The organism is Streptomyces glaucescens, from assembly GCF_002154375.1.
In the GTDB taxonomy this organism is placed as follows: domain Bacteria; phylum Actinomycetota; class Actinomycetes; order Streptomycetales; family Streptomycetaceae; genus Streptomyces; species Streptomyces glaucescens.
In genome coordinates, this window is the sequence record NZ_MUND01000473.1 from 1 (window position 1) to 11,981 (window position 11,981).

Annotated in this window: 11 protein-coding genes and 2 pseudogenes; 6 read left to right on the forward strand and 7 right to left on the reverse strand. The window is 71.9% G+C overall.

Features of this window, described 5'->3' with window-relative positions:
* Positions 1–495: 495 nt before the first annotated feature.
* The 3 genes from CCN42_RS28330 to CCN42_RS28340 all read left to right on the forward strand — a co-directional run bounded on the left by CCN42_RS28330 (position 496) and on the right by CCN42_RS28340 (position 3,748).
* Positions 496–1,497 carry an SIS domain-containing protein gene (locus CCN42_RS28330; RefSeq protein ID WP_086739860.1) on the forward strand — a complete coding sequence of 334 codons (1,002 nt, stop codon included), beginning with the start codon at positions 496–498 and terminating at the stop codon, positions 1,495–1,497.
* A gap of 235 nt (positions 1,498–1,732) precedes the next feature.
* Complete coding sequence (locus CCN42_RS28335; RefSeq protein WP_086739861.1) at positions 1,733–2,605, forward strand: PfkB family carbohydrate kinase; 873 nt, start codon at positions 1,733–1,735, stop codon at positions 2,603–2,605.
* Positions 2,606–2,647: 42 nt separating this feature from the next.
* A complete protein-coding gene (locus CCN42_RS28340; RefSeq protein ID WP_086739863.1) occupies positions 2,648–3,748 on the forward strand; it encodes a LacI family DNA-binding transcriptional regulator in 1,101 nt (366 codons plus the stop codon).
* Positions 3,749–3,936: 188 nt separating this feature from the next.
* Here CCN42_RS28340 and CCN42_RS46240 read toward each other — a convergent pair whose 3' ends face one another.
* On the reverse strand, positions 3,937–4,188 hold the full coding sequence (locus CCN42_RS46240; RefSeq protein ID WP_422641198.1) for a Rossmann-fold NAD(P)-binding domain-containing protein: 252 nt from the start codon (positions 4,186–4,188) through the stop codon (positions 3,937–3,939).
* Between the two features lie 43 nt (positions 4,189–4,231).
* Between CCN42_RS46240 and CCN42_RS46245 the strand changes: the two are divergent.
* Positions 4,232–4,393, forward strand: a pseudogene (locus CCN42_RS46245) (AraC family transcriptional regulator); the annotation flags it as partial.
* 144 nt (positions 4,394–4,537) lie between these two features.
* On the opposite strand, the gene CCN42_RS28350 reads toward CCN42_RS46245, so the two are convergent.
* The 5 genes from CCN42_RS28350 to CCN42_RS28370 form a co-directional block, all read right to left on the reverse strand.
* Positions 4,538–4,954, reverse strand: a complete 417-nt coding sequence (locus CCN42_RS28350; RefSeq protein ID WP_086739865.1) for a DUF3224 domain-containing protein — start codon at positions 4,952–4,954, stop codon at positions 4,538–4,540.
* A 42-nt stretch (positions 4,955–4,996) separates the two neighbouring features.
* Entirely contained in the window at positions 4,997–5,410 is a 414-nt protein-coding gene (locus CCN42_RS28355; RefSeq protein WP_086739867.1) for a (R)-mandelonitrile lyase, read from the reverse strand.
* Between the two features lie 303 nt (positions 5,411–5,713).
* Positions 5,714–6,481 carry an SDR family oxidoreductase gene (locus tag CCN42_RS28360; RefSeq protein ID WP_086739869.1) on the reverse strand — a complete coding sequence of 256 codons (768 nt, stop codon included), beginning with the start codon at positions 6,479–6,481 and terminating at the stop codon, positions 5,714–5,716.
* A gap of 42 nt (positions 6,482–6,523) precedes the next feature.
* On the reverse strand, positions 6,524–7,063 hold the full coding sequence (locus CCN42_RS44860; RefSeq protein ID WP_245877503.1) for a cyclophilin-like fold protein: 540 nt from the start codon (positions 7,061–7,063) through the stop codon (positions 6,524–6,526).
* 127 nt (positions 7,064–7,190) lie between these two features.
* Positions 7,191–8,207, reverse strand: a complete 1,017-nt coding sequence (locus CCN42_RS28370) for a zinc-dependent alcohol dehydrogenase family protein (RefSeq protein WP_086739871.1) — start codon at positions 8,205–8,207, stop codon at positions 7,191–7,193.
* Positions 8,208–8,428: 221 nt separating this feature from the next.
* On the opposite strand from CCN42_RS28370, the gene CCN42_RS28375 reads away from it, so the two are divergent.
* On the forward strand, positions 8,429–9,349 hold the full coding sequence (locus tag CCN42_RS28375; RefSeq protein ID WP_086739873.1) for a helix-turn-helix transcriptional regulator: 921 nt from the start codon (positions 8,429–8,431) through the stop codon (positions 9,347–9,349).
* A gap of 298 nt (positions 9,350–9,647) precedes the next feature.
* Here the strand turns inward: CCN42_RS28375 and CCN42_RS28380 are convergent, their stop codons facing one another.
* Entirely contained in the window at positions 9,648–10,967 is a 1,320-nt protein-coding gene (locus CCN42_RS28380; protein ID WP_086739875.1) for an ABC transporter substrate-binding protein, read from the reverse strand.
* A gap of 712 nt (positions 10,968–11,679) precedes the next feature.
* Here CCN42_RS28380 and CCN42_RS28390 point away from each other — a divergent pair.
* A pseudogene (locus CCN42_RS28390) lies at positions 11,680–11,981 on the forward strand (LacI family DNA-binding transcriptional regulator); the annotation flags it as partial.

An 11,981-nucleotide genomic window follows, 5' to 3' on the forward strand; every position in this document is an offset into this window, starting at 1 on the left:
AGGGTGCCGGAGTACTCCGGCTTCGCGGTCACGTCGGCCGCGGGTCCCTTCGCCGGTCCGGCGAAGCAGCCGGTGAGGACGAGTGCCGAGGCCCCGAGGAGTGCCGCGGACCGCGTCAGTGCACGTGTGCGCATGGGCGTCCTTTCGTCGATGGGAGGGCCCGCCGCAGGCGCGGGCAGGTCGGATCCGCTGCGGGGTGTCCGGGGGACGGCCGCTTGGCGTGCGGCGACTGTACAGAGAATCTGATACCGGTACCAGAGTCGGAGCGAAGATCTTCTTCGGAACGTGCGGGGGGTGGGTCGCCGCGCGGCCGATTCCTTCGGCGGGGACCAATGAACTGGCAGGTCAACAGTGTTAGCCAGGTGGGCTGCACGCCTGCGGGCGGCTCACTGCTGTTGACGCCGCCGGTGCGTTGTGTCAGCGTGTGGCCCGCGTGATACCGGTATCAGGTCGCTCAGCGCCGCCGGCCGCACCCGTTCCCGAAAGGACGCGAAGATGCTCGGATTCGACGAGCCGGAATTCCTCTCCCAGCTGGCGAGCACGGTGGCCCTGCGCCCCCGGATCGAGGAACTCGCCGACCGCCTCACGGACGACGGCTTCGACAACCTCTTCCTCGTCGGCGCGGGCGGCACCTACGCCCAGATGTGGCCGTACGAGCAACTCGCCCGCCGCACCTCGACGCTGCCCGTCCACGCCGTCATCGCGGCGGAGCTGGTCACCGGGGGAGAGGCGACGCTCGGCGAGCGCTCGGTCGCCGTCTTCACCTCGGTGTCGGGCACCACCGAGGACAGCCTCCGGGCCATCGAGTACTGCAAGGCCAAGGGCGTTCGCACCATCGGGTTCACGGGCTACGCCGAGTCCCCCGTCGCCCGGAGCGTGGACGTGGCCCTCGTCTCCGAGCCGAAGGCCTGGCCCTTCGACCCGCAGATGCTGCTGCTCATGGGACGGCTGCTCGCACGCAGGGGCGAGTTCGAGGGGTACGAGAAGCTCGCCGGCGAACTCGCCGGACTGCCCGGCATCCTCCTCGACGTGGCACGGCAGGCCGAGCCGACGGCCGCCGCCTTCGCCGAGGCGCACAAGGACACGGACTACCACTTCCTGGTCGGCGGCGGAAACCTGTGGGGGTTCACCTACCTGTACTCCATGTGCATCCTCGAGGAGATGCAGTGGCTGCGCACCACCCGCGTGCACAGCGCCGAGTTCTTCCACGGCTCCCTGGAACTCCTCGAAGAGGACACGAGCGTGCTCGTCTTCCAGGGGGAGGACGAGACCCGCGCCCTCACCGACCGGGTCGAGGCCTTCGCCAAGCGCATCTCCCGAGACGTGACCGTCTTCGACACCCGCGACTATCCGCTGCCCGGCATCAGCCCGGAGTTCCGCGGCCTGCTCGCACCGCTGGTGCTCGACACCGTCATGGGCCGGGTCAGCAAGCACCTGGAACGGGTGCGCGGACACTCGCTGGACCTGCGCCGCTACTACCGCGTCATGGACTACTGAGACACGCGGCCGGCCGCTGCCGCACCGGACACGACTCCGGCGGCAGCGGCCGGCGCGGCCCGGCGCCCTCGTCCCGCCCGAGGACTGCGGCGCGCGGCCGCCGTCCCGCCGCCGTCTCACTTACGCACGGTCCGCAGTCCGCAGTCCGCACCCGTCGCCCGGTACCGAGTCCGGTGCCGGGCGCCCGTCCGTGCCCCCGCCCAGTGGCGTGCCGGGCCAGCGCACAGGAGAACCCATGAGAGTCCTCGGCTTCGGCGACAACATCGTCGACCGGTTCGTCGACCGCGGCATCGACTACCCGGGCGGCAACAGCGTGAACGTGGCCGTCTACGCCAGACGCCTCGGCCTGGAGGCGGCGTACCTCGGAGTGTTCGGCGACGACACCCTCGGCCGCTTCCTGCGCGAGGCCATCGCGGACACCGGGGTGGCCGTCGACCACTGCGCCGTGCGCGACGGCGAGAGCGGCGTGTCCACCCTCCGGGTCGACTCCGGCGACCGTGTCTTCCTCGGCTGGAACGGAGGCGGCGTCACCGTGCGTGAGCCGCTGGTCCTCGACAGCGGTCTGCTCGCCTACGTCTCCTCCTTCGACCTGGTGCACTCCAGCGTGTACTCGGGCAGCGAGGGCGAACTGCCCAAGCTCGCCGGGCTCGACACGCTCACGACCTTCGACCTGTCCAGCGAGGAGGAGTACCGCACGCCCGGCTACCTGGACCGAATCTGCCCGTACGCCGACCTCGTGCTGCTGTCCTGTTCCCACCTGGACGAGACGGCCACCCGCCACCTGCTGGCCGAGGCGGTGCGGCGCGGCGCCGGACTCGCCCTCGCCACCCGGGGCGCCGAGGGCGCCGTCGCCCACGACGGCCGTACGACCGTGGCGGCGCCTGCCCGCCCCCTGGACGACGGGGCACGCCTCGTCGACACGATGGGCTGCGGTGACGCCTTCCTCGCCGGCTTCGTGGTCTCGCTGCTGCGCGCGGGATGGCGGAGGCCGGCCCCGCCCGACCGCCACCAGCTGGAGCGCGCGCTGCGCGACGGCGCGGACGCCGCCCACGACCAGTGCTTCACCGAGGCGGCATTCGGCCGTGGCCGGCCCACCGGCTGTGTCTAGCATGTGGACAGCCGTCGATCACGAGAAGCGAGGTACCGAGCGATGTCAGGAGAGCGGCCCCGCCCGTCGGCGTCCCCGACGATCTCCGAGGTGGCCGCGGAGGCCGGGGTCGGCCGGGCGACCGCCGCCCGCACGCTCGGCGGATACGGATACGTCAGCCCGGAGCTGAAGGAGCGGGTGCTCGCCGCGGCCGAGAAGCTCGGCTATCGCGCGAACGCACTGGCCCGCAGCATGTCGACAGGGGTGACCCACACCCTCGGGGTCATCGTCGCGGACATCGGCAACCCGTTCTTCGCGGGTGTCGTACGCGGTATCTGCGACACCTCCCGCGCCCGCGGATTCGACACGCTGGTCGTCAGCACGTACGAGAGGCTCGACGAGGAGGTGGCGGCGGCGAACGTCCTCATCGACAAGCGCGTCGACGGCATGATCGTCGCGTCGGCGGCGGTCGACCGCTCCTCGGTCGGCCACATCCGCACCGCCCTCGAACGCGGAATGCCGGTGGTCCTCGTCGACCGCGCGGTGCCCTCGCTCGATCTGGACGCCGTCGTCATCGACAACCGGGACGCGGCGCGCGAGGCGGTGGAGAAGCTCATCGCGGCCGGTCACCGGCGTATCGGATTCGTCTGGGGGCCGCCGGTGGACAAGGCTCCCGCGACCCGCCGGGAGCTGATCGCCGCCGCGTCCCGCAACCTGTGGACCGACGGGGAGCGCCTGCGCGGGTACCTCGACGCGCTCGACGACGCGGGCATCCCCTTCGACCCCGAACTGGTGATGGTCGGGCCGAAGGTGGAGGAGCGGGCGGCCCGGGAGGTCGCCCGGATGCTCGACCTCCCCGACCCCGTCACCGCGCTGTTCTGCTCCGAGACCGACGGCGTCACCGGTGCGCTGCGCGCCATCCGCGCACGGGAGTTGTCGTGCCCCGGTGATGTGTCCCTGATCGGGTTCGACGACAGTGCCTGGGCCGCGGTCATGGTGCCGCCGTTGACCATGATCGAGCAGCCGGTGCACCAGCTCGGGTCCACGGCCGCCGAGGTGCTGCTCGACGTCCTCGCCGGAGGCGAACCCCGCCGGGAGATGCACACCCTGCGCACCCGCCTCGTGGACCGTGCGTCGGTGGCGGCGCCGCCCGGCCGGGCGTGAGGGCTGCGCCGGCCACGACGGGCGCTGTGCCGGGACGGCGGCTGCTCGCCTTCGCCGACGGTCCGTGCTTCGTCGCCCCGTCGACGACGTCAACACCGAGTCGCCCACGCACTACGGCTATGGCCTGCGGCCGCTCCGCGATCCGGACGCGGCCGGGCCCGGTGCCGAGGAGGTGTGGCCGCGGCGGGTCAGACGGTCCGAGCGCCCTGTGCGGCGGCCGTGCGGGCGTAGTCGGTGAAATCCCGGGGCGGGCGCAGCACCTTCTCCACGTCGCCGGTGAGTGAGCTCAGGGCGCCGGAGCGGACGCCGGCGTCCCGGCCGGTGGTCAGCCGCACCCGTTCCTCGGGCACGCCGTAGGCGCGCTGTTCGGCGGCGTACGTCTCGGCGCTCAGCGGGGTGCAGCGGATGTCGCGGCCCGTGGCGCGGGCGGTGTCGGCCACGGCGTCGCCGAACGACATCAGCCGCGGGCCGCTGAGCTCGTACGCCCTGGCCGCCGAGCTGCCGCGCGAACCCGGCGCGGTGATCGGCGCCGTCGCGGGACGCGTCGGCTTCTCCAGCGCCTTCGCCCTGGGCACCGCGTCCAAGCGGGTCCGCGGCATCAGCCCGACCCAACACCGGGCAGGCGCGGGCCGGGCCCAGATCTGAGACCGCTCCGTACCGTGCGAGCCGTGCAGCGCGACGACCGCCGCGCACGGCGGGTCTCATGAGGGCCAGTCCTGGGAGTTCTGCGAGCACCCCGGTCCTCGGCGGCGAGGAGCGGGAACGGACACCACGCGTGCACCGCGTTCGTCAGCGAACCGCTTCCAGTTCGTACTCGAACCAGACGCGGTGCGTTCCGTCGGCGTCGACGGCCATCCCGCCCGCCCCGGAGATCCCGGCCAGCTCTCCCGTGCCGCTCGTGGGCACGATGGTGAAGAACTCCGCTGTACGGTCGCTGCCCGAAGTGGTCGCCGAATGAACGAAGTTGAAAGCGCCGGACCGGCCGCACAGCGAGCCTTCGAACGACTCCATGGCCACATAGGTACCGGTACCGGTCGACTGGTCGAACGCAGCGGTGAACAGAGTCGCCGAGCGACCGGCGACCTCGCCCGCGAAATGCTTCTCCATCGTCGCGACACTCACCGGGAGCCCGGTGGGCACGACCGGGTCCGGTCCCAGCCCGGTCGGGACGAACGCTTCGACGACGAAAGTTCCTGTGGCTCTCATGGAGGGACCGTATCGGAGAGGTCTGACACTCCCCTCCAGCCCTTACCGGTCGTGGCTGCGCGGGGCACCGTACTGCTGGTCGGTGACGGGCTCGGCCCAGGTCGTCTCGGGGGTGCCGTCCGTGGTGGCTTCCCACATGGCGAGGTGCTCCATGAAACGGTCCGGGGCGGCGCCGTGCCAGTGTTCCTCACCGGGCGGGCAGGTGACGGTCCGGCCGGGGTGGACCTCGAAGACGGTGCCGTCGCGGGTGCCGATGTACGCGATGCCGGAGACGACGTGCAAGGTCTGTCCGACGGCGTGGCAGTGCCAGTTGGTGCGGGCGCCGGGTGAGAAGCGGACCAGGTTGGCGCGCATGCGGGACGGTTCCCGGCCGGCGACGATGGCGTCCCACCAGACGTCGCCGGTGAACCAGCCGGCCGGAGCCTTGCTGGTGGGCTGCTGCCTGACGAATTCCATGACGATCCTCCTACGGATGGGATGGGATGGGATGGGAGGGGAGCGCTAGGGCTCGGTGGCCCGCGTCGGTGAGTTCCTTCGCGGCCGCTTCGACGGCCGCTTCGACCGGCGGCTTCGTCGACGCAGGCGAGGGCGGCGGAGGCGCCGGCGTGGGCGAAGGCCCGGGCGGTGGCCAGGCCCATGCCGGACGAAGCGCCGGTGACGAAGGCGACCGGGCCGGTGGAGCCAAAGGCGGCATCCATGGAGGCGACTCCACGCGCGGAGGTGTCGGCGTGTGGCTCGCCGTGTGGCGTCGCGGTGCGGTCAGACGGTCTGGCCGCCGTCGACGACGAGCGCGGCACCGGTGGTGAAGGCGGCGTCGTCCGAGCACAGCCACAGCACGGCGGAGGCGATCTCCTCGGGCCTGCCCAGGCGGCCGACGGGCTCGTCCGCGATGAGACCTTCACGGCCGCCGGGACGGGTGTCGCCGAAGCGGCGGATCATCTCGGTGTCGATGATGCCGGGGCAGACGGCGTTGATGCGGATGCCGTCCGCGGCGTGGTCGAGGGCGGCGGAGCGGGTGAAGCCGATGACCCCGTGCTTGGCGGCGGCGTACGCGGCCTGGCCCGGGAACCCCTTGACGCCGGCGCCGGAGGAGACGTTGACGATGGCGCCGCCACCGTCTTGCCGGCGCATGTGCCGGACCTGCGCCCTGGTGCACAGGAACACACCGGTGAGGCTGACGCCGAGGATGCGGTCCCAGTCGTGCTCGGTGGTGTCGGCGGCGGACTGGACGGGCTGTTCGACGCCGGCGTTGTTGAAGGCGGCGTCCAGACGTCCGAAGCGCTCGACGGTCTGGCCGACCGCGGCCCGGACGTCTTCTTCCTGGGTTACGTCGCAGGTCAGGGTGAGTGCCCGACCCCCTTCCGCTGCGATGAGGCGGGCGGTCTCGCGCAGCCCGTCCTCGGACAGGTCGACGAGAGCGACCTGCGCGCCGGCCCGGGCGAAGGCGAGGGCGGTGGCGCGGCCGATGCCGGAGGCGGCGCCGGTGACGAACGCGGCCTTGCCGTGGCAGTCGTAGGTCGTGGTCATGGTGCGGGGTTCCGTTCCGATGGGGGCGGCGCCGGCCGGCGGTCAGCCGCCCTGGGAGATGGTGACGTGGTCGGCTTCGGCGAGCATGGCGACGCCGTCGGGGGCCATCCGGCCGATCACGACCAGGCCCTCGGCGTACGGGGCGTCTCGGTAGTACAGGGCGAGGTTGCCCCAGGGCGCGTAGTAGGCGATGTCACCGGCTCGCGGGGCTGCTCCGGCAGGGGCGCCGTCGGTGGAGAGCCGGGCGGGCAGGTCGGCGGTCTTCTCCTGCGCCTGGAAGTCGGCGAGGCTCAGCTCCAGGGGCAGCAGGGCGGCGAGGTCCCGGGCGGCCGCGCTGTCGTTCGAAGCCGCGTCGACGCGGTGCCCGTCGAGGGTGAGGCGGATGTTCATGGTGGTGTTCCTCTGCGGGGGTGCGGTCTGCTGGGCGCTCGCTGTGGGGGAGCGCCCGGAGGAGGGCGCCACGGGGGAGGAGGCGGCCGACGCGGTGGACGGGGCGGCCGGTGCGCTGCCCGAGCAGCCGGCCGGGACCAGCAGCAGTACGGCGACCACCGGCAGCGACAGGACGGGGGCGGTGCGGAGCATGCGCGTCATCCGACGCGTGGCCGGTCTCATGGGCGTTCCGAAGGTCGGTCCGGGCACCGGTGGGGCATGGCGCCGGAACCGGTGCGATGGGGTGGGCGTACGGGTGCCTGGCGCGGAGGTGCGCTGGTCAGGGCTTGAGGAGGGCCTTGATGGCGCGGCGCTCGTCCATGGCCTTGTAGCCCTCGGCGACCTGCTCCAGGGGCAGAGTGAGGTCGAAGACCCTGCCGGGCTCGATCCGGTGGGACAGGACACGCCGGATCAGGTCGGGAAGGTAACGGCGCACGGGGGCGGGGCCGCCGCGCAGGCCGACGTGGGAGTAGAACAGCTCCTCCCCGTCGATCGCGACATCGTGGGGGACGCCGACGAACCCGACGTTGCCGCCGGGCCGGGCCGAATGCAGGGCCTGCCGCATGGCCTCGGCGGTGCCGACGCACTCCAGCACGCTGTCGGCGCCGATCCCACCGGTCAGCTCCTTGATCCGGGCCACGCCCTCCTCACCACGCTCGGTGACGATGTCGGTCGCGCCGAACTCGCGGGCCAGTTCCTGCCGGGAGGCGTGGCGGCTCATCGCGATGATCCGTTCCGCACCCAGCTCCTTCGCCGCGATCACCCCGCACAGACCGACGGCGCCGTCACCCACCACCACCGCGGTGGAACCCGGCCCGACCTCGGCGGCGTCCGCGGCCCACCAGCCGGTTCCCATGACATCGGAGAGGGCCAGCAGACCCGGCCAGAGCTCTTCGGCGGGTACTTCGTCGGTGGCGACCAGGGTGCCCTGGGCGTTGGGGACGCGTACGTAGTCGGCCTGGCAGGTGCTCATGAACTCGCGGTGCAGGCAGTTCGACTGGAAACCGTTCCGGCAGTTCACGCAGGTGTTGTCCGAGGTGGCGAACGAGCCGATGACGAACTGGCCCGGCTTGACGGAGGTGACCTCGCTGCCGACCTCCTCGACGAAGCCGACGTACTCGTGCCCCATCGGGTGCGGGTCGCCGATCGGCTCCACGCCGCGGTAGGGCCACAGGTCCGAGCCGCACACACAGGTGACGGCCGTGCGGATGACGGCATCGGTCGGGTGGAGGATCTTCGGATCGTCCAGGGTTTCGAAGCGGATGTCGCCGGGGGCGTGGATCACTGCGCCGCGCATGAGCGGGATTCCTTCGCGTGCCGAGTGCAGGACGGACCGGACGCGGACGACGGGCGTCGCCGTGGCCGGGTGCGGACGATCCACCTGGCCCGTCTGCACGGCCGGGCGGAAAGCACGACGTCATCCAGGTAACCCGCTCGCGGAGCGCGTAGCGAGTCACCAGCGAGGGGTGTACCGGCAGTACATCCCTCCCGCCGCGTGCGGGACGTACCGTCGAAGGCGTGGACAACCGTGCAGAGGTCCGCGAGTTCCTCATCTCGCGACGAGCCAGGATCACCCCCGAGCGGGCGGGCCTGCCCCCCGGAAGCCGCCGACGCGTCCCCGGCCTGCGCAGGAGCGAGGTAGCGGCGCTGGCCGACGTCAGCGTGGAGTACTACGCGAAGCTGGAACGCGGAAACCTCGTCGGCGTCTCCCCGGCAGTCCTGGAAGCCGTCGCCCGAGCTCTCCGGCTCGACGACGCCGAACGCGCCCACCTCCTGCACCTGGCGCAGGCCGCCGACGGCTCCGACGCCCTCACCCGACCCCGCCGCCGCGCCCCCCGGCACTGGACGCCGCACCGCAGCCTGCAATGGGTTCTGGACGCCGTCACCGCCGGCCCCGCCTTCGTCCGCAACGGCCGCATGGACCTGCTCGCCGCCAACCGGCTCGCCCGCGCCCTCTACTCCGACGTCTACGCCGCGCCCGGCAACCAGGCGAACCTCGCCCGCTTCAACTTCCTCGACCCCGCCTCCCGCCGCTTCTACCCCGACTGGGAGCGGGCCGCCGACGTCGCCGTCGCCATCCTGCGCACCGAGGCCGGCCGCGACCCCCACGACAAGGGCCTGCACGACCTCGTCGGTGAGCTGTCCACGCGCAGTGACGAGTTCCGCACCCGCTGGGGCGCCCATGACGTCCGCCATCACGGCACCGGCACCAAGCGCTTCCACCACCCGGCCGTCGGAGACCTCACCCTCGCCTACGAGGGCCTGGAGATGGCGGCCGAACCCGGCCTCACCCTCACCATCTACACCGCCGAGCCCGGTTCCGCCTCCGAAGAGGGCCTGCGCCTCCTCGCTTCCTGGGCGGCCACCCAAGAGGCCCGCGCGCCAGAGGCCCGCGCGCCAGAGGCCCGCGCGCCCGGGGCGCCGTTCTCGGCGGGATGACGGTGCCGCCGGTCAGTCCCTGGGGAGGCGGGCGAGGGGAGCGGGCACACGGCGGGAAGCCGGCGGATCGCCGGGCGCACGGGCGGGACGCGGACTCGGCTCCGCCGACGGTGGTCGCGGAGCCGGGCGGTGTCATTTGGTCGCACCCTGCGCGAAGCCGTTGTAGATGTAGCGCTGGAGGAAGAGGAACACGAGCAGGGTCGGGCGATCAATCATCTGCTGATCTTCGACGGCGCCCGGCCCCGCCCGCTGGTCCGGGCGGGGCCGGTGACGGCTGGTGGAGGAGGAGCCGGCGGGGTCAGGAGCCGACGGTGCCGGCCGCCTCGTTCCACCTCTTGTCGAGGTCCGCGAGGAAGTCCTCGAGGCTGCCGTCCTGTGCGCCGCGCGCGGTGTCGACGAGCTTCTGCCGGTAGTCCGGCTTGTTGAGGCCGATCTCGGCCGCGTTGTCGATGGTGTTCACCGCGCCGGTCTTCGCCTCGGAGCGCTCCAGGAAGGTGACATCGTTGTCAACGAAGTCGTCGAGCGTGTCCGGCATGGGAGCGGACCGCGGCGCGGGGACCGCGCCCTCCGTCGCCGGGAAGCCGGACTTCTCGGTGAACCAGTCGACCCAGGCCCGCGCGGCGGTCTTGTGGTCGGAGTGGACGTTGACCGCCTGCTGGTAGTCGGAGGCGAGGATGGCGCAGTACTTGCCGTCCTTGCGTGCGGGGAAGGGCATGAATCCGATGTCGTCGGGGTTGGTGCCGGCCTTCTCGGCGGCGGCCTGCATCTGGGTGATGGCCCACGAGCCCAGCTGCATGGTGGCGACCTTGCCCCGGGCGACCATGTCCTTGGACGCCTCCCAGTTCGTGGTGTTGGGGTCCTTCTCGGACAGGCCGCCCTCGACGATGTCGTACAGGAGGGAGTCGATCGTGTGCAGGTCGCTTCCCTGCTTCCACGGGGACACGGGCCCGGCGAGCTTGTCGTTGGCCTTGGCGTCGCAGGTGACCGAGCCGATGTTGTTGCTCCACGCGGTGAGCGGCCAGCCGTCCTTGAAGTTCGTGTAGTACGGCAGCGCGTCCGTCCTGGACTCGATGGCCTTCAGGTCGTCCACGAACTCCTTCGGCGTGGTCGGCCAGTCGGTGATGCCGGCCTTCTTCCAGACCGCCTTGTTGTAGAGGAAGCCGTTGGCGGTGCCGAAGGTGCTGATGCCGTAGATCTTGCCGCCGACCTCGGCCTTGTCGCTGAAGCGGTACTTGTCGCCCAGCTCCCCGGCGCTGCCCAGTGGGGCGAAGAACTTCGGGTAGTCGTTCTTGGCGACGGCGGCCGGAATCATCAGGACGTCACCGTAGTCGTCGGTGTTCATCCGGATCTTGACCTCCCCCTCGTAGTCGGTGAGGCCCTCGAACTTCACCTTCACCTTGGGGTAGATCTTGTTGAACTCGGCGGCGTACTTGTCCATCGTCCCGTTCTGGACGAGGTCGGTGCGGTGGGTCAGCACCTTGATGGTGCCCGAGGCGTCGCCGGGGTCGGCGGGTGCCGTCGCGGTCTCACCGGACACCGCGCCCTGGCCACTGCATCCCGCGACGGTCATGATCGCGGCGGTCAGAAGCGCTCCCGTGAGCGTCTTCTTCTTCCCCATGTGCCCAGCTCCTTCAGGATTGCGGCTCAGCTCTGCGGGTGGGATGTCGGCACTATGTCAGTCCGCGGTTAACCGGTAAAGCAAAGATTTCAAGCGCGATGCCTAATCGTTACCGGGGTGTGCGGATGTGCGCTGCCATGTGCGAGGACGGGCAGCACACGGTGACGGTCAGCCACTTGACCGGTTTATGGACACCGGCTTGGCTGCGCGTTGGGTTGACCGCCGTTGTCCGTCCGCCTGCCTGCGTCAGGCGAGGGGAGCCGCACGATGAAGGACGTCACCCAGCTCACCGGGGGCCGGAGCCCGCGCCAGGGAGACGACGTACCCGCGGCCACGGCACCCCGCTGCGTCCCCGCCGATCCGCCGGCCGCCGACGCGTCGCGGTCGCCCGACGCGCACGAGCCCGGGAGCGGGGGAGGGCCGCGCGCCCCGCACCTCCCGGTCCTCGACAAGGACTTCGCCTGCCCCGCACCGCGCCGCGCCGCCGGTCCGGAGCCCGTGCCCGGTCAGCAGGACGGCGCCGACGTCGAGGTGAGCGCCCACGCCCTCGTCGGAGACCTCCTGCTCCGGCCCGGGCGACGCGGGCCGGCCGCCGCCTGCGACCGCGGCCCCAGGCCCTGCGCCCCGGCGAGCGGGCACGCACCCGTGTGCGGGCCCGTGGCGCCGTCACCGCCGACGAGGTCTCGGCGGCCCCGCTCCACGGGCAACCGGCGTGAGCGCCGCCACGGACCGCGTCACCATCAAGGACGTCGCGGCCCCGGGCCGGGGTGTCCAAGGGCGCGGCCTCGCTCGCGTTCAACCACAAACCCCGGCGTCTCCCAGGCCACCCGTGAGCGGATCCTCGAGGCGGCCCGGGAACTGTGCTGGGCCCCGAGCGCCGCCGCCCGCAGCCTGTCCAGTCGACGGGTCGACATCGTCGGGCTGGCCCTGTGCCGGCCGGCCCGGCTGCTGGGTCTGGAACCGTTCTACATGGACTTCGTCTCCGGCATCGAGAGCGTGCTCGCCGAGCGGTCC